At 69.5% G+C, this 16,929-nt stretch carries 15 protein-coding genes, 1 rRNA gene and 1 riboswitch; of the genes, 4 read left to right on the top strand and 12 right to left on the bottom strand.

The window, feature by feature from the left end:
- Positions 1-403: 403 nt before the first annotated feature.
- The 3 genes from ACIQJT_RS09160 to ACIQJT_RS09150 are packed head-to-tail and all read left to right on the top strand — an operon-like array spanning position 404 to position 2,650.
- Positions 404-2,356: an amino acid transporter gene (locus tag ACIQJT_RS09160; RefSeq protein WP_402641371.1), complete on the top strand. Its 1,953-nt coding sequence runs from the start codon at positions 404-406 to the stop codon at positions 2,354-2,356.
- 7 nt (positions 2,357-2,363) lie between these two features.
- Positions 2,364-2,588, top strand: coding sequence for a hypothetical protein (locus ACIQJT_RS09155; RefSeq protein ID WP_402641369.1), 225 nt, complete (start codon positions 2,364-2,366; stop codon positions 2,586-2,588).
- Complete coding sequence (locus tag ACIQJT_RS09150; RefSeq protein ID WP_402642583.1) at positions 2,555-2,650, top strand: hypothetical protein; 96 nt, start codon at positions 2,555-2,557, stop codon at positions 2,648-2,650. Before ACIQJT_RS09155 ends, ACIQJT_RS09150 begins: the two co-directional genes overlap by 34 nt.
- Positions 2,651-2,708: 58 nt before the next feature.
- Here the strand turns inward: ACIQJT_RS09150 and gcvP are convergent, their stop codons facing one another.
- The gene (gcvP, locus tag ACIQJT_RS09145; RefSeq protein WP_402641367.1) at positions 2,709-5,594 is read right to left on the bottom strand and encodes an aminomethyl-transferring glycine dehydrogenase; all 2,886 of its coding nucleotides are present in this window, start codon (positions 5,592-5,594) and stop codon (positions 2,709-2,711) included.
- Positions 5,595-5,769: 175 nt separating this feature from the next.
- Positions 5,770-5,865: riboswitch (glycine riboswitch) on the bottom strand.
- 123 nt (positions 5,866-5,988) lie between these two features.
- Here gcvP and ACIQJT_RS09140 point away from each other — a divergent pair.
- Positions 5,989-6,366, top strand: coding sequence for a PRC-barrel domain-containing protein (locus tag ACIQJT_RS09140; RefSeq protein ID WP_053852139.1), 378 nt, complete (start codon positions 5,989-5,991; stop codon positions 6,364-6,366).
- Between the two features lie 361 nt (positions 6,367-6,727).
- Here ACIQJT_RS09140 and ACIQJT_RS09135 read toward each other — a convergent pair whose 3' ends face one another.
- The 11 genes from ACIQJT_RS09135 to rrf form a co-directional block, all read right to left on the bottom strand.
- Positions 6,728-8,086 carry a DNA polymerase IV gene (locus tag ACIQJT_RS09135; RefSeq protein ID WP_402641364.1) on the bottom strand — a complete coding sequence of 453 codons (1,359 nt, stop codon included), beginning with the start codon at positions 8,084-8,086 and terminating at the stop codon, positions 6,728-6,730.
- A gap of 56 nt (positions 8,087-8,142) precedes the next feature.
- Positions 8,143-8,790, bottom strand: a complete 648-nt coding sequence (locus tag ACIQJT_RS09130; protein WP_365448361.1) for a MerR family transcriptional regulator — start codon at positions 8,788-8,790, stop codon at positions 8,143-8,145.
- Between the two features lie 263 nt (positions 8,791-9,053).
- Positions 9,054-9,527, bottom strand: coding sequence for a bifunctional nuclease family protein (locus tag ACIQJT_RS09125; protein ID WP_004002801.1), 474 nt, complete (start codon positions 9,525-9,527; stop codon positions 9,054-9,056).
- Positions 9,528-9,604: 77 nt separating this feature from the next.
- Positions 9,605-10,342, bottom strand: coding sequence for a MerR family transcriptional regulator (locus ACIQJT_RS09120; RefSeq protein ID WP_402641362.1), 738 nt, complete (start codon positions 10,340-10,342; stop codon positions 9,605-9,607).
- A gap of 18 nt (positions 10,343-10,360) precedes the next feature.
- Positions 10,361-11,266 (bottom strand): FHA domain-containing protein, encoded by a 906-nt coding sequence (locus tag ACIQJT_RS09115; RefSeq protein ID WP_078960135.1) that lies wholly within the window; start codon positions 11,264-11,266, stop codon positions 10,361-10,363.
- 61 nt (positions 11,267-11,327) lie between these two features.
- Entirely contained in the window at positions 11,328-12,167 is an 840-nt protein-coding gene (locus tag ACIQJT_RS09110) for a DUF881 domain-containing protein (RefSeq protein WP_365448356.1), read from the bottom strand.
- A gap of 5 nt (positions 12,168-12,172) precedes the next feature.
- A complete protein-coding gene (locus tag ACIQJT_RS09105) occupies positions 12,173-12,505 on the bottom strand; it encodes a small basic family protein (RefSeq protein WP_003988855.1) in 333 nt (110 codons plus the stop codon).
- Entirely contained in the window at positions 12,502-13,341 is an 840-nt protein-coding gene (locus ACIQJT_RS09100) for a DUF881 domain-containing protein (protein WP_402642581.1), read from the bottom strand. Before ACIQJT_RS09100 ends, ACIQJT_RS09105 begins: the two co-directional genes overlap by 4 nt.
- Positions 13,342-13,506: 165 nt before the next feature.
- Positions 13,507-16,002 carry a mannose-1-phosphate guanyltransferase gene (locus tag ACIQJT_RS09095; RefSeq protein WP_053852217.1) on the bottom strand — a complete coding sequence of 832 codons (2,496 nt, stop codon included), beginning with the start codon at positions 16,000-16,002 and terminating at the stop codon, positions 13,507-13,509.
- 114 nt (positions 16,003-16,116) lie between these two features.
- Positions 16,117-16,725 (bottom strand): CDP-alcohol phosphatidyltransferase family protein, encoded by a 609-nt coding sequence (locus ACIQJT_RS09090; protein WP_053852216.1) that lies wholly within the window; start codon positions 16,723-16,725, stop codon positions 16,117-16,119.
- A gap of 109 nt (positions 16,726-16,834) precedes the next feature.
- Positions 16,835-16,929 (bottom strand): 5S ribosomal RNA (gene rrf, locus ACIQJT_RS09085); the annotation flags it as partial.

Here is a 16,929-nt window from a genome sequence, read left to right as displayed (position 1 = left end):
CCAGGTCACGACAACGCTGTCCGCCGCGAGACCCTCCTGAGCTCGCGAAACATTCGGCAACATCGGCGAACATTACGAAGAGGGTCACCGTCCCCGTTCACCACGCCCTTCGACGCGGCTCGCAGCAGGTCGGGGCCCAGGACACGCCACTCCCACCCGAGCCCTGACATGACGCTGCGTGTCCGCCCACGCAGACCCGCGCATGAGCAGCGCCGACGAGGCCGTACACCCCTCCGACCTGGACCGTCTCCCACCGCCGATGTGCACGGACCGAGTCTTAACGGAAGTTTGACGCCCCCGGGCCCTCCATTCACAGGCCCGAGCGTCACTCTCCGCTTACGCTGGTCGCGCCGTCGCACAGGCGGCCCGATCCGAACCGCGCCGCGCCGAGGAGCACCCCGAGATGGCCACCACCGAGCACCCTGCCCCGAGTCGTCTGCGCTCCTGGATGCTGGAGGGCCTGTCGGACATGGGCAAGGACGGCGGCCCCGTGGGCCCGCACGCCGAACCGGAGCCGCCGCACCGGGGTCAGCCCTGGTACCGGGTGATGTGCCTGACCGGCGTCGACTACTTCTCCACCCTCGGCTACCAGCCGGGCATCGCCGCCCTCGCGGCCGGCCTGCTCTCCCCCGTCGCCACCATCGTGCTCGTCCTGGTCACCCTGGCCGGCGCGCTGCCCGTCTACCGCCGCGTGGCCGAGGAGAGCCCCCACGGCGAGGGCTCCATCGCCATGCTGGAACGCCTCCTGTCCTTCTGGCAGGGCAAACTCTTCGTCCTGACCCTGCTCGGCTTCGCCGCCACCGACTTCCTGATCACCATCACCCTCTCCGCCGCCGACGCCTCCACCCACCTGGTCGAGAACCCCCACCTCACCGGCGTCCTGCACGGCCGGCAGATGCTCATCACCCTCGTCCTGGTCGCCCTGCTCGGCGCGGTCTTCCTCAAGGGCTTCCTGGAGGCCGTCGGCGTCGCGGTCGCCCTGGTCGGCGTCTACCTCACCCTCAACGTCGTCGTCGTGATCGTCGGCCTGTGGCACGTCGTCACCGCGGGCCACGTCGTCACCGACTGGTCCAGCGCCCTGACCGCCGAGCACGGCAACGTCCTCGCCATGGTCGGCGTGGCCCTGCTCGTCTTCCCCAAGCTCGCACTCGGCCTGTCCGGCTTCGAGACCGGCGTCGCCGTCATGCCGCACGTCAAGGGCGACCCGGGCGACACCGAGGAACACCCCGCCGGCCGCATCCGCGACACCAAGAAGCTGCTCACCGCGGCCGCCCTGATCATGAGCGTCTTCCTGATCGCCACCAGCTTCGTCACCACCCTCCTGATCCCCGAGAAGGAGTTCGAGGCGGGCGGACAGGCCAACGGCCGCGCCCTCGCGTACCTGGCCCACGACTACCTGGGCGGCGTCTTCGGCACGGTCTACGACGTCTCCACGATCGCCATCCTGTGGTTCGCGGGCGCCTCGGCCATGGCCGGCCTGCTCAACCTGATGCCCCGCTACCTGCCCCGCTACGGCATGGCCCCGCACTGGGCCCGCGCCGTACGCCCCATGGTCATCGTCTTCACCCTCATCGGCTTCCTGGTCACCTGGATCTTCGACGCCGACGTCGACGCCCAGGGCGGCGCCTACGCCACCGGCGTCCTGGTCCTCATCAGCTCGGCGGCGATCGCGGTGACCATCGCCGCCCGCAAGGCGGGCCAACGCGGCTGGACGATCGGTTTCGCGGTCATCTCGGCGGTGTTCCTCTACGTCACCGTCGCGAACGTCATCGAACGCCCCGACGGCGTCAAGATCGGCGCCTGCTTCATCGCCGGCATCATCCTCGTCTCCCTCCTCTCCCGGCTGGCCCGCGCCTTCGAGCTGCGCGTGACCAGCGTGCACCTGGACGCGATGGCGGAACGTTTCATCAGGGACATCGCCAGCCGCAAGATCCGTTTCATCGCCAACGAACCCGACCAGCGCGACCAGGCCGAGTACCGCGACAAGATCGAGCAGATCTGCGCCGACAACGACATCCCCGGCGACGACTTCGTCTTCGTCGAGGTCACCGTCCTCGATCCCTCCGAGTTCGAGGCGAGCCTGACCGTCCGCGGCGAGGTCCTCCACGGCCGCTACCGCGTCCTGACCCTGGAGTCCTCCTCCATCCCGAACGCCCTGGCCGCCCTCCTCCTGCACGTCCGGGACATCACCGGCCGCACCCCCCACATCTACTTCGAGTGGACCGAGGGCAGCCCCTTCCACCACTTCCTGCGCTTCTTCCTCTTCGGCCAGGGCGAGGTCGCCCCCGTCACCCGGGAGGTCCTCCGCGAGGCGGAACCGGACCGCGCCCGCCGCCCCCGCGTCCACACCGGCTGAGCCGCGCATGCCCGGCACGGGGGTCCACGACATGGTGAAGCCGGCGGAGGTCTCCCTCGCCCCCGGTCCGCACCCCGTCACCGACCGCGCGGCCCTGGATCCGGCCCAGGGCGTGTACATCCGCAACCAGCTCCCTGGAACGGTCACCGACGTGGCCACCGTGAAGATCCCCGTCAAGCCGGCGAACTCACCTCCGCGATCACCGCCGACTCCGCGACCGGCCTCGCCCTGACCGCCGGCACCACGGTCGTCGCCCTGATGAAGTCGACCGAGGTGTCCCCGGCGACCGCCTGACGGCAACGACGACCACGGAAAAGGGCCCCGCCGAAGCGGGGCCCTTTCTCACGGCAGGTCAGTCCTCGTACGCGTCCAGCGGCGGGCAGGAACACACCAGGTTCCGGTCACCGTAGGCCTGGTCGATCCGCCGCACCGGCGGCCAGTACTTGTCCGCGGCCGAGACACCGCCCGGGAAGACGGCCTCCTCGCGCGTGTACGCGTGCTCCCACTCCCCGCCGAGCGCCCCCGCGGTGTGCGGGGCGTTCCGCAGCGGGTTGTCCTCCGCGTCCCACTCCCCGGCCCCGACCTTCTCGATCTCCGCGCGAATGGCGATCATCGCCTCGCAGAACCGGTCCAGCTCACCCAGGTCCTCGGACTCGGTCGGCTCGATCATCAGCGTCCCGGCCACCGGGAACGACATGGTCGGCGCGTGGAAGCCGTAGTCGATGAGCCGCTTGGCCACGTCGTCGACGCTCACGCCGGTCGCCTTGGTCAGCGGTCGCAGGTCGATGATGCACTCGTGCGCGACCAGCCCGCCGGGGCCGGTGTAGAGCACGGGGTAGTGCGGCTCCAGCCGCTTGGCGATGTAGTTGGCGGAGAGCACCGCCACCTGCGTGGCCCGCTTGAGCCCCTCGCCGCCCATGAGCCGGACGTACGCCCACGAGATGGGAAGGATCCCCGCGGACCCCCAGGGCGCGGCCGAGATGGGCCCGACGCCCGTCTCAGGACCGGCCTCGGGCTGCATCGGGTGGTTGGGCAGGTACGGCGCCAGGTGCGCCCTGACGCCCACCGGTCCCACGCCCGGACCGCCGCCGCCGTGCGGGATGCAGAAGGTCTTGTGCAGGTTCAGGTGCGAGACGTCGCCGCCGAAGTGCCCCGGCTTGGCCAGGCCCACCAGCGCGTTGAGGTTGGCGCCGTCGACGTACACCTGACCGCCGGCCTCGTGCACCTGGGCGCAGATGTCGGCGACGTGCTCCTCGAACACCCCGTGCGTCGACGGGTAGGTGATCATCAGCACGGCCAGCTCGTCGCGGTGCTTCTCGATCTTGGCCCGCAGGTCCTCGACGTCGATCTCGCCGTCCCCGGCGGTCTTCACGACGACGACCTTCATGCCCGCCATCACGGCGCTCGCGGCGTTGGTCCCGTGCGCGGACGACGGGATCAGACACACGGTCCGCTGCTCGTCGCCGTTGGCCCGGTGGTACCCGCGTACGGCGAGCAGCCCGGCCAGCTCACCCTGCGAGCCCGCGTTGGGCTGAAGGGACACCTTGTCGTACCCGGTGACCTCGGCGAGCCGGTCCTCCAGCTCCCGGATCAGCGTCAGGTAGCCCTGCGCCTGCTCGGCGGGCGCGAAGGGGTGCAGCTGCCCGAACTCGGGCCAGGTGACCGGCTCCATCTCGGTGGTCGCGTTGAGCTTCATGGTGCAGGAGCCCAGCGGGATCATGCCGCGGTCGAGCGCGTAGTCCCGGTCGGCGAGCCGGCGCAGGTAGCGCAGCATCGCGGTCTCGGAGCGGTGCTGGTGGAAGACGGGGTGGGTGAGGAAGTCGTCGCCGCGCAGCAGCGCGTCGGGCAGTGCCTCCTCGGTGGCCGCGTCCAGCGCCTCGATGTCGCCCTCGACCCCGAAGGCGCTCCACACGGCGGCCACCTGGGCCCGCGCGGTGGTCTCGTCGCACGCGAGGGACACGTGGTCGGCGTCGACGAGGTGCAGGTTGACGCCGTTCTCCCGCGCCGCGGCGACGACCTCGGCGGCCTTGCCCGGCACCCGCACGGTGAGCGTGTCGAAGTAGGAGCCGTGCACGACCTCGACCCCGCCGGCCGTGAGTCCCGCGGCGAGGATGTTCGCGTACCGGTGCGTCCGCCGCGCGATCGCCCTCAGCCCGTCGGGGCCGTGGTAGACGGCGTACATCCCGGCCATGACCGCGAGCAGCACCTGCGCGGTGCAGATGTTGCTGGTCGCCTTCTCCCGGCGGATGTGCTGCTCACGCGTCTGGAGCGCGAGCCGGTAGGCCTTGTTGCCGTCGGCGTCCACGGACACGCCCACGAGCCGCCCGGGCAGGCTCCTGGCGAACTTCTCCTGTACGGCCATGTAGCCGGCGTGCGGTCCGCCGAACCCCATCGGCACACCGAACCGCTGCGTGGTCCCGACCGCGATGTCCGCCCCGAGCTCGCCCGGCGACTTCAGCAGGGTCAGCGCGAGCAGGTCGGCCGCGACGGTCACGAGCGCGCCGAGCTCGTGGGCCTGGTCGATGAGCGGCTTGATGTCCCGTACGACACCGGAGGCGCCGGGATACTGGACGAGCACGCCGTTGATCTCACGCCCGGCGACCTCGGCCGGGATGCCGTCGCTGAGGTCGGCGACCACGACCTCGAGGCCGGTCGGCTCGGCACGGGTCTCGATCACGGCGATGGTCTGCGGCAGCGCGTCCGCGTCGACGAGGAAGAGCCCCTTCTTGTTCTTCCCCATCCGCCGGGACAGTGCCATGGCCTCGGCCGCGGCGGTCCCCTCGTCGAGCAGCGAGGCACCGGAGGTCGGCAGGCCGGTGAGATCGGCGACCACGGTCTGGAAGTTGAGGAGCGCCTCGAGCCGTCCCTGCGAGATCTCCGGCTGGTACGGCGTGTAGGCCGTGTACCAGGCCGGGTTCTCCATGACGTTGCGCAGGATGACGGGCGGGGTGAAGGTGCCGTAGTACCCGAGCCCGATCATGGAGTCGAGGACCTGGTTCCGGTCGGCCAGCGACCGCAGCTCGGCCAGCACCTCGGCCTCGGTGCGCGCACCGGGCAGTTCCAGCGCATCGGCGTTCTTGATCACGTCGGGCACCGCGGCGGCGGTCAGCTCGTCGAGCGAGCCGTACCCGACGTGGGCGAGCATCTTGGCCCGGGCTTCATGATCCGGACCGATGTGACGCTGCTCGAACGGGATCCCCTGCTCAAGCTCTGCGAGCGGAATGCGGTGGGCGGTCATTGCGGAGGCCTCCTGGTCTGACGCGACCTTCGAGGGGTACCCCGGCGCGGGTACCCCGACGGCCTCCCCCTCTGTCATCTCAACCTGAGAGCTTCACCGGCCGCCCGAAGGCCGCCGGCTTTCACCGTCGGTGAGAGCGGAAGCCGTCGACACCCGCCCTGCTTTCCAGAGTGACCTCGTCCGTGCGGTACGTGAGCCTGAGAGATTCCGGGGAGGATTTGCTCCTTCGGCGCCTCCGATGGTGTCCGGAGGACTCTCCCGCACGGGGTCAGCAGCCGTTCGCAAGCCTACCAGCGAGGTCGCCGCACGAGTCTTCGAGTGGCCGCCCACCCCGATGTGCTCTTTCGTAGTGCTTACGACCGCTTCGGATGAGTTGCGACCAAGTGGAGGGCACGTGCAGACCGACATCGATCCGCGCAACCTGATCGGCCGCAAGGCGTTCGACCGCAACGGCACCAAGATCGGCACCGTCGACGAGGTCTACCTCGACGACGCGACGGGCGTGCCGGAGTGGGCCGCGATACGCACGGGCCTCTTCTCCCGGGACGCCTTCGTGCCCCTGGAGCCCAGCGAACTGGTCGACGGCACCCTGCACGTCCCCTTCGACCGCACCCTCATCAAGGAAGCCCCCGACTTCGGCGTGGGCCGCCACCTCTCCCCCGACCAGGAACTCCAGCTCTACCACCACTACGGCCTCGACGTGGCGACACCTCCCGCCTTCCCGGACCACGACTTCGGCAAGCTGGCCGGCACGGAGGACGCGGGCACCTGAACGGGCCACGCTCCCGCCGACGCCAACCCCGCCCAGGCCTCGCGCCGGCAACCGAGTTCCTCCCCCCCACCCTCAGGCCCCCCTTCCAGGCCCGTCCAGCGGAGCTGCACGCCGCGCTGGACCACCCGAGGCCACCAAGCCGCCACGCGCCCGAACCCGGGCCTCGCCGAGCGCCCTACCCCCTCAACCGCAGCTCCCCGTTCCGACGAAGCGTCGCTCCCCCCGCGCACCCACACTCCACCCCCGCAAGGGGAACTTGCAGACCGTCCGGCAGGGAACCGGCCGCCCACGGCCCCGAACCGAAGTCGACACCTCAACCGGGTGTCCCACCCCAGTCCCAACCCCACCGACGCCTGCCCCCTCACGACTGCCGCTGACGCACCCTCACCCCCTCGACCAACGGCAACGGCTCAGCCGCCTCCAGCGCCGGATCGTCGACAAGAAACGTCCGCACCCGCCCCGGCTGCGAATCCGGCGTCTCGAACCGCACGGTGACTCGCCCCAGCCCGCTCCCCTGCACCCACCCGTGCCCGAACTCGGCGTGCCGCACATCGTGTCCGGCGACCCACCGCCGCTCGACGACCACGTCCCGCTCCTCGGCCGGGACGTCGTCGGCCGCCTCCTCGACGGCCTGGTCCGCGCCCTCCCCCGCGGCCTGGGCGAACAGATCCTCCTGGGTGAAGTCGGCAAGCCCGGACACCCCCACCCCCAGCAACCGCACACCCCCCGTCGAGTCGACGCCCTCCAGCAGCCGCAGGGCGGCCTCCCGCACCACCGCCGGATCATCCGTGGGCCCCCGCAAGGTCTCGGACCGCGTCAGCGTCGAGAAGTCGTACCGCCGCACTTTCAGCACGATGGTCCGCCCCGACAACCCGGCCTCCCGCAGCCTCCGCACACACCGGTCGGCAAGCCGCTGCACCTCCAGCCCCACCCGCACCCGGTCATGGATGTCCACGTCGTAGGTGTCCTCCACGGACACCGACTTGGCCTCCCGCTCCGCCACCACGGCCCGCTCGTCCCGCGCCAGCGCCATCGCGTACAGCCCGTGCCCGTGCGCCTTGCCGAGCAGCCGTACGAGCTCGTCCTCCCCCGCCTCGACGATCTCGTCGACCGTGTGGATCCCGGCCCGCCGCAGATGGTCCCCGGTCGCCGGCCCCACCCCGGGCAGGGTGCGCACCGACATCGGCCCGAGCATCGCCCGCTCGGTGCCCGGCTCGATCACCACCAGCCCGTCCGGCTTGGCCTGCTCGGAGGCGATCTTCGCGAGCATCTTCGACGCGGCCAGCCCCACCGACCCCGTGAGCCCCGTGACGGCCCGTATGTCGGCCCGCAGCTTCGCCCCGACCAGTCGCGCCGACGCCTCGTCCCAGGCCGCTCCCCCGGCCTCCAGATCCACGAACGCCTCGTCCAGGCTCAGCGGCTCCACCAGGGGCGACAGCTCCCGCAGCAGCCCCATCACCTGCTCGCTGATCGCCTTGTAGAACCCGAAGCGCGGCACAAGATATGCGGCGTTCGGCGCGAGCCGTCTCGCCTGGGCCATGGGCATCGCCGAGTGCACCCCGAACACCCGGGCCTCGTAGGACGCGGTGGCCACCACACCCCGCGGCCCCAGCCCGCCCACGACGACGGCCTTCCCGCGCAGACTCGGCTTGGACGCCTGCTCCGCCGAGGCGTAGAAGGCATCCATGTCGAGATGCAGGATCGTGGGCGCTTTTCTCACATGTCCGATGCTGCCCTACGCCACTGACAATGCCCCGCCGCGGACGGCGGCCGGTCTCAGACCGCCCGGTTGCGGCGCCTGGCCAGCTCGTCCGCGGGGTTGTGCCCGACGAGCGTCTCCCCGGTGTCGATGCGCTCCCCGTGCAGTTGCGACAGGGCGCTCTCGACGTCCCGCCACACCACGCCGACGGCGATCCCGAAGATCCCCTGCCCGCCCTGGAGCAGCGCGTGGACCTCGTCGGGCGAGGTGCACTCGTAGACCGTGGCCCCGTCGCTCATGAGCGTCATGCGCTCCAGGTCCTGGAATCCGCGCTCCCGCAGGTGCTGAACCGTGGTGCGGATGTTCTGCAGCGACACACCGGTGTCGAGGAACCGCTTGACGATCTTCAGGACGACGACGTCCCGGAAGCTGTAGAGCCGCTGTGTCCCCGACCCGTAGGCGGGCCGCACGCTCGGCTCCACGAGCCCGGTGCGCGCCCAGTAGTCCAGTTGCCGGTACGTGATGCCGGCGGCCGCGCAGGCCGTGGGACCGCGATAGCCGATCTGCTCGGACGCCATGGACGTCGCCCCTCCGCTGCTCGGCACGGCCGCCGGTCGCTGCGGAGCATGATGGTCGGCCGCGCTGGTGTGAAGCGGGTACGGACCGCTCGCCCCGAGACTGCGTCCGGGGGCACCCCCAGCCGTACCGTCGCCGCTGCTTCTCACGCCGACCTCCGTCCTTGACCTGCCTTCTCGACGGTAGGCAGTCACCAGGGGTGCGTCAACGATCGCCACACTCGGCACGCCGAGTGATAATCACCCAAGGAGTGGTTTCCCGTGCCCCACCGCGGGGAAAGGCTAGCCGAATGCGCTCCGAACGGGCCGTAGGACGCTCTCACGCGCCGGTGGCAAATGCCGGCATTTCCGTGACGACCGGACACGGCCGAACCGTCACGGACCACCGATCCGCCGAACCGGCCGTGTACCCCTCACTGACTGCTGGTGCCGAAGTCCTCGGGGGAGATCTGGTCGAGGAACTCGCGGAACTTCTCCACTTCGTCCTCCTGCTCGTCCGGGATCGCGATACCGGCGTCGTCGAGCACCCCGTCGCTGCCGTAGATCGGCGTTCCGGTGCGCAGGGCCAGCGCTATGGCGTCGGACGGCCGCGCGCTCACCTCGACCCCGCTGGCGAAGACCAGCTCCGCGTAGAAGACGCCCTCACGCAGGTCCGTGATGCGTACTTCGGTGAGCTCCTGGCCGACCGCCTCCAGCACGTCCTTGAACAGGTCGTGGGTCAGCGGTCGTGCGGGGGCCATGCCCTGCTGCGCGAAGGCGATCGCCGTCGCCTCCCCGGGCCCGATCCAGATGGGGAGGTAGCGGTCGCCTCCCACTTCACGCAGAAGCACGATCGGTTGGTTGGAGGGCATTTCGACCCGGACACCTACGACATCGAGCTCGTTCACACAGCAACCCTAGGCCGTGCCCGGGACGTTTGGGTAGTCGGGCAGGAAACGGGTGACGATCCGGGGCCCTCCCGCCCTCAAGGCAGGCGTACGCCGAGCGCGGTCTGCACAAGTGCCGCGTGCAGCTTCACCGTGAGCCCCGCGAGTTCCTTGGCGCGGGCTTCCGCGTGTGCGCGGGTCTGCGGGTTGCGGTGGCGTTTCAGCGGGGCCACCACCTGGTCCACGAGCCCGGCCTCACGGTCGGCGGCCGCCTTCATCGCCCGCAGGTGCCGCGGCTCGATCCCGAACCGCCCGAGTTCGACGACGAGCGCGGCCACAGTCACCGCCTCGGCGTCGTAGGCCCCGTCCGGCAGCGGCGTGATGAGCCCGTACGACTCCCACTCCGCCAGCTCCGTCTCGCCGATCTCGGCGGCGGCGAGCAGCTCGGCCCGCCCGATCCTGGCCGCGGTCGGGCCCTCGGAGACCTCCAGGACCGTTTCTCCGTCCCGCTGGCGGCCCACCGTGGGCAGCGCGACGGCCTCGCCGCGCTCCATGGCGTCCAGGTGCTCCCGGATCACCTTGAGCGGCAGATAGTGGTCCCGCTGCATCCTCAGGACGTGGCCGAGGCGCTCCACGTCCCGGTTGCTGAACTTGCGGTACCCGGAGGGGGTCCGCTGCGGCTCGATGAGGCCCTCGGACTCCAGGAATCGGATCTTGGAGATCGTGACCTCGGGAAACTCGTCGCGCAGCACGTTCAGCACCGTGCCGATGCTCATCAGCCCACTGTCCGTGGCGGCGGTGCCGTGTCCGGCACCGCCGCTCGGTGTTTGAAGCATGGACCTTCCCTGGGAGGGTCAGTAGCCCCGCTGGCTCGCGTAGAACACCAGGCGGTACTTGCCGATCTGCACCTCGTCGCCGTTGTTCAGGGCGACCGAGTCGATCCGCTCGCGGTTGACGTACGTGCCGTTGAGGCTGCCCACGTCGGACACCGTGAACGAACCGTCCTGACCGCGGCGGAACTCCACGTGCCGGCGCGAGACCGTGACGTCGTCGAGGAAGATGTCGCTCTGCGGGTGCCGGCCGGCCGTGGTCAGCTCGCCGTCCAGGAGGAAGCGGCTGCCCGAGTTCGGTCCGCGGCGCACCACCAGGAGTGCGGAGCCCAGCGGGAGCGCGTCGACGGCAGCCTGCGCCTCCGGGGAGAGCGCCGGCATCTGCGTCTGGCCGGTGACCTCGGAGTCGTAGGCCTCGAGTCCCGAGATGGAGATGGTGGAGGTCGTCTCCGAGGGGCGCTCGGGCACGGCTCCGGCCCGCAGCGGGGCGCCGCAGTTGGAGCAGAAGCGGCTGTTCTCCGCGTTGCGGTTACCGCACCTCGTACACACCAGGGCCGACATAGGGGAAAACCCTCCACCCGTACTTGAGGTTGACGGCTGCCCGAAACCTATGCCGCCGGACTGGGCAGGGTCAACAGACGGCACGCCCTGACCTCCGGAAACGTCACCACCCTGACCGGCGACCTGGTCCCGGAACAGCGGGCGCTGACCCTCGGCGTCGGGCTGTGCGCGATGACGAGCGGTGGCGTTCTCGCTACCTTCTCGCGCGCTCTTGCCGAACAACTTCTGAAACAACTTCACGGGCGATTCCCCTTGACCGAAACAGACCCGCCCGTGGGGCAGGACGAACCCTGATTGAACACACCGGTCGACCCGGACATCCTCACAACGTCCGTTTCCACCAGACAGTTTCCACCACGCACCACCCAATCGGTGCGCCGACCCCCCGCAACCTCATGCCCTGGCCGGATGCCCCCCATGCACCCCCGGTTCACTGGGAGGACGACCGAGCGTAGTCAGGCTGCTTCGCTGCTCGCAAGGCGTCCACGACGATCTTGTCGGACCGCTCGACGGCAACGGTGGCCTGCTCCTTCTCGAGAGTCTGCACCACGCCTCCAGGGATGTTCAGCGCCGGTTCGAGGTCCTGCGGATTGCCGATGACCTTGAAACGAAAGGGTGCGGTGATCTTGTTCCCGTCGACGCTCACGCTCTTGCCGGAATCCGACAGGTACGTGTTGGCGACGACCCGGACGCCGTTCACCTGGATCGCCTCCGCCCCGGCAGCCCGCAGCTCCTGGACCGCGTCGAGCAGCATGTCCGCCTCGACCGTCCCCTTGGTGTCCTCGATCGTCATCGTGATGCCCGGCCCCTGTGCGGCCACCGTGCCCGCCAGGATGCCGAGTTGCCGCTCCTTCTCGACCGTCTGCTTGCGGGCCTCCTCGGCCTGGTCGGAGCTGTTCTCCAGCTCGTCCCGCTGCTTCTCGAGGCCCTGCTTCTCGTCTTCAAGACGCTGAGTACGGTCGTCCAGTTCATCGAGGATGCGTACAAGATCTTCCTGTCGCGCCCCGCGCAGCGCGCTGTCGCTGTCACTGTTCGACGCCACCTGGACCGCGAGACCGAATCCGAGGCCGAACAGCAGGACCGCGACGATGAGTTGGGCCCGCGTCACGCGCGGCGGCCACAGCCCCTTCACCAGCCGCTGACGGCCGGTCAGTCCGGTCTCCTCGGCCGGGGCTCCCGGCCCCTCGGTCTCCTGGGCGGGTGCCGCCGGGCGTTCCTCCGGCAGTTCCCTGCGCAGCCCGCCCGCGGGCGTCTCTTCCGGCTCGTTCATCGGCCTCACGCCCGGAAGACGTGCCGGCGGATCGCCGCGGCGTTGGAGAAGATCCGGATGCCGAGCACGACGACGACTCCGGTCGACAACTGGGCGCCCACGCCCAGCTTGTCGCCCAGGAACACGATCAGCGCGGCCACGACCACGTTCGACAGGAACGACACGACGAAGACCTTGTCGTCGAAGATGCCGTCGAGCATGGCCCGCAACCCCCCGAAGACGGCGTCGAGCGCAGCCACCACGGCGATCGGCAGATAAGGCTCGACAACCGCCGGAACCTCAGGCCGGACCAACAGGCCGGCCACGACTCCCACGACGAGGCCCAGTACGGCGATCACGATGTGCCCTTCTCAGTTCTCGGCTCTGCTGTACGTACGATCACACTCGGTGCGGCGGGCAGCCGGAGGTCGTCCTCCACGGAGATGGCGGTCCGGATGCCGTAGTTCTCTTCCAGGGCGTGCAGATACAGCCCGTCGGCACTGTCCTGGAACATGGTGCTCAGCCGCTTCCCGTCCCCCACTGCGAGCACCGTGTAGGGCGGGACCAGCGGCTTGTTGTCGACCAGTATCGCGTCACCCGCGGCCCTGATCGCCGACAGGGCGGTCAGCCGCTGTCCGTTGATGGAGACGGCCTCCGCGCCCGACTCCCACAGTCCGTTCACGACCCGCTGCATGTCCCGGTCGCGGACCCGCCCGGTGTCGGAGAACCCCGAGGTCTCCCGCGGGTTCCCGTCGCCGCCGCCCGTGCCGGCCTCCTTGGCGTCGTCCACGACCAGCTTCACGCCCGGGCCGTGCACCTCCACGGCGCCCGACAGGATGCCCACGAGATCGGCCTGGCCGCTGTCGCCACTCTGCTTGAGGGCCTCGCGCTGCCGTGTGCCCACGTCGTCGCGGAGTCGGTCGACGCTCTCCTCGAGCCGGTCCGCCGTCTCGGTCTCGCGGTCGATGCGGTCGATGAGCTCCTCGCGCTCCTTGGCCACGACCGGGGCGGCCACCCGCGCCTGCGCCGCCCCCACGGTGACCACGAGGGCGGCGAGCACCAGGCCAAGGGCGAGCCCCAGTCTCGCCCGCAACGTCTTGGGCAGCCCGCCGTCACCGGCGGCCTTCTTGCGGGCAGCGGCTTCGGCGTACCCGTCGTCGAGGCTGTGGTCCATGACGTTGGTGAGCAGCGACATGGAGGCGTCCGGGCGCGACGGGCGCGTGGGGGTGCTCCGAATGGGGGGCTGCTGCGGCATGCCGCACATCGTCGCACGTCGCGGCCCCTACCTCCGAATGGCCCCATCGGCGTGCCGGACAGGCCCCGTTGGGGAGACTTGTCCGGCACGCGCGCGTGGGGCGGCTCAGCGGCCGGCGCTGTCCACGACCGCCGCCCACTCGTCCAGCAGGGCCTGCGCGGACGCGTCGTCCGGTCCCTCGGCCCACAGATGGGTGACCGCCTCCGCCGGATCCGGCAGCACCATCACCCAGCGCCCGTCGGTCTCGACGACCCGGACGCCGTCGGTCGTGTCGACGAAGCGATCGCCCGCCGCCTCCACGACCCTGCGCATCACCAGCCCCTTGACGGCCCACGGAGTCGCCAGATCCCGCTTGAGGACATGCGCCCGCGGAATCCGCGCGTCGATCTGGCTGAGCGTGAGCTGCGTCCGTGCCACCAGCCCGATCAGCCGTACGAAGGCCGCCGTGCCGTCGAAGACACTGCTGAACTCCGGGATGATGAAGGCGCCCTTGCCGTCACCGCCGAAGATCGTCGAGTCGTCGCGTCCGACCCTGGTGAGGTCGTCGGGCGAGGTGGTCGTCCACTCGACCTGCGTCCCGTGGTACGCCGCCACCTGCTCGGCGATCCGCGTGGTGGTCACCGGCAGCGCCACCCGGCCGCTGCGCCGCTCGGCGGCGACCAGGTCGAGCATGACGAGCAGCGCCCGGTCGTCCTCGATGATCCGGCCCTTCTCGTCCACCAGCGACAGCCGCTCGCCCACGGGATCGAACCGCACACCGAACGCGGCCCGCGCGGACGCCACGATCTCGCCCAGCCGCACCAGCCCCGACCGCCGGGCGTCCGCCGTCTCCGTCGGCCTGGACTCGTCGAGCCCCGGGTTGATGGTCAGCGAGTCCACCCCGAGCTTCCCGAGCAGACTCGGCAGCACCAGTCCGGCACTTCCGTTGGAAGCGTCCACGACGACCTTCAGCCCGGACTCGGAGATCCCGGTGATGTCGACGTTCCGCAGCAGCGAACCGGTGTACGAGTCGAAGACGCTGGAGGGGAAGTGCAGATCCCCGATCTCACCGGGGAACGCGCGCCGGTACTCCTGCCGCGCGAACACCCGGTCCAGCTTGCGCTGGCTGCCCTGGGACAGGTCCGCACCCCGACCGTCGAAGAACATGATGTCCACGGAGTCCGGCACACCGGGCGTGGTCCGGATCATGATCCCGCCGGCGCTCCCCCGCGCGGTCTGCTGCCGCGCGACGGGCAGCGGTACGTTCTCCAGGTCGCGTACGTCGATGGCGCTGGCCTGGAGAGCGGAGATGACGGCCCGCTTCAGTGCTCGCGCGCCACGGGAGTGGTCGCGGGCGGTGGTGACGGTCGAGCCCTTCTTGAGGGTCGTCGCATAGGCACCGGCCAGCCGGACCGCGAGCTCCGGGGTGATCTCGACGTTGAGGATGCCGGAGACACCACGGGCGCCGAAGAGATGCGCCTGGCCCCTGGACTCCCAGATGACCGAGGTGTTGACGAAGGCACCGGCTTCGATGGTCTTGAACGGGTAGACCCGTACATTCCCCTGAATGATCGATTCTTCGCCGACGAGGCACTCGTCACCGATGACCGCGCCGTCCTCGATACGAGCCGCCCGCATGATGTCGGTGTTCTTCCCGACCACACAGCCGCGCAGATTGCTCTGCTGCCCGACGTACACGTTGTCGTGCACGACGGCCTTGTGCAGGAACGCCCCGCTCTTCACGACCACGTTCGAGCCGACGACGGTGTGCTCCCGGATCTCGGCGCCGGCCTCGACCTTGGCGTAGTCGCCGATGTACAGCGGGCCGCGGAGCACGGCGTCGGGATGCACCTCGGCACCCTCGGCCACCCATACGCCCGGGGAGAGCTCGAAGCCGTCGATCTCGACGTCGACCTTGCCTTCCAGGACGTCGGCCTGCGCCTTCACATAGCTCTCGTGGGTGCCGACGTCCTCCCAGTAGCCCTCCGCGACATAGCCGTAGATCGGCTTGCCTTCCTTCATCAACTGCGGGAAGACATCGCCGGACCAGTCCACGGGCACATCGGGGTCGACGTAGTCGAAGACCTCGGGCTCCATGACATAGATGCCCGTGTTCACGGTGTCCGAGAAGACCTGGCCCCAGGTCGGCTTTTCCAGGAAGCGCTCGACCTTGCCTTCCTCGTCGACGATGGTGATGCCGAATTCGAGCGGATTGGGTACACGCGTCAGGCAGACGGTGACCAGAGCGCCCTTTTCCTTGTGGAAGTTGATGAGCTCGGTGAGGTCGAAGTCGGTCAGGGCATCACCGGAGATGACGAGGAAAGCATCGTCCTTCAACGCCTCTTCGGCGTTCTTGACGCTTCCGGCGGTACCGAGTGGCTTCTCCTCGTTGGCATAGGAGAGCTCCATTCCGAGCTCTTCACCGTCACCGAAGTAGTTCTTGACCAGTGAGGCCAGGAACTGGACGGTGACGACGGTCTCGTTGAGCCCATGCCTTTTGAGCAGCCGCAGAACGTGCTCCATGATCGGCCGATTTGCCACCGGCAGGAGCGGCTTGGGCATGCTCGAGGTCATGGGACGAAGGCGTGTGCCTTCGCCTCCGGCCATCACGACGGCCTTCATGTCGGAAGCGTCCTCCTTGAGAGATGACGGTCTAGCCGACTTCACCCGTCCAGATTGTCCCGCACTTTTCCGTCGGGGGCCATCGAGCCGCTACGGCCGTGCCAATGGGCGAGTTCAGTCGGCCTCAGCGTCCGCACGGACCAGGCGGCGGACTTGGACCACATAGAGCACTCCTGCCCACCAGTACAGGGTTGTACCCCATCCGGCGAACGCCCATCCGAAAATAGCAGCGAGTGACGAGATCCATCCAGTTCCGTCACTGAGCAGTAGCAGCGGGAAGGCGTACATCAGGTTGAAGGTGGCGGCCTTGCCGAGGAAGTTCACCTGCGGCGGCGGATAACCGTGGCGCCTGAGGATGCCCACCATCACCAGGAGCATCAGCTCCCGCAAGAGAAGTGCAGCCGTCAACCAGATTGGCAGAATCTCGCGCCAGGTGAGGCCGACCAGAGTCGAGAGAATGTAGAGACGGTCAGCCGCGGGGTCGAGCAGCCGGCCGAGGCTGCTGATCTGGTTCCACCGGCGGGCCAGCTTGCCGTCCAGGTAGTCACTGATCCCGCTCAGAGCCAGTACCAGCAGCGCCCAGGTGTCACTCTTGGGCCCTCCGAACTCGGGCCTGAGGATCAGCCACAGGAAGAGCGGCACCCCGACGAGCCGGGCCATGCTGAGGATGTTGGGGATGGTGAGGACCCGGTCCGTCTGGACGCGGGTCTCCTGGACCTCCACCCGGGGGCCTCCTGTGGGAAACGTGCCAACGATGCTCCCTGACCCTACCTCAACGCAAAAAAGCTCTGGCTCTTGGGCTGCGTGCCCAAGAGCCAGAGCTCTAAAAGGAGTTCGGCGGTGTCCTACTCTCCCACAGGGTCCCCCCTGCAGTACCATCGGCGCTGTAAGGCTTAGCTTCCGGGTTCGGAATGTAACCGGGCGTTT

Origin of the sequence: Streptomyces sp. NPDC091972, from assembly GCF_044756385.1 — a bacterium.
Classification (GTDB): Bacteria; Actinomycetota; Actinomycetes; order Streptomycetales; family Streptomycetaceae; genus Streptomyces.
This window is presented reverse-complemented; position numbering and strand designations above follow the sequence as displayed.

Excerpts from the sequence above, each read along its gene's own strand:
- gcvP (WP_402641367.1), bottom strand. The coding sequence starts at position 5,594 with ATGACCGCCCACCGCATTCCGCTCGCAGAGCTTGAGCAGGGGATCCCG.
- ACIQJT_RS09095 (WP_053852217.1), bottom strand. The coding sequence starts at position 16,002 with ATGAAGGCCGTCGTGATGGCCGGAGGCGAAGGCACACGCCTTCGTCCC.
- ACIQJT_RS09120 (WP_402641362.1), bottom strand. The coding sequence starts at position 10,342 with ATGCTTCAAACACCGAGCGGCGGTGCCGGACACGGCACCGCCGCCACG.
- ACIQJT_RS09160 (WP_402641371.1), top strand. The coding sequence starts at position 404 with ATGGCCACCACCGAGCACCCTGCCCCGAGTCGTCTGCGCTCCTGGATG.
- ACIQJT_RS09110 (WP_365448356.1), bottom strand. The coding sequence starts at position 12,167 with ATGAACGAGCCGGAAGAGACGCCCGCGGGCGGGCTGCGCAGGGAACTG.
- ACIQJT_RS09155 (WP_402641369.1), top strand. The coding sequence starts at position 2,364 with ATGCCCGGCACGGGGGTCCACGACATGGTGAAGCCGGCGGAGGTCTCC.
- ACIQJT_RS09100 (WP_402642581.1), bottom strand. The coding sequence starts at position 13,341 with ATGTCGCTGCTCACCAACGTCATGGACCACAGCCTCGACGACGGGTAC.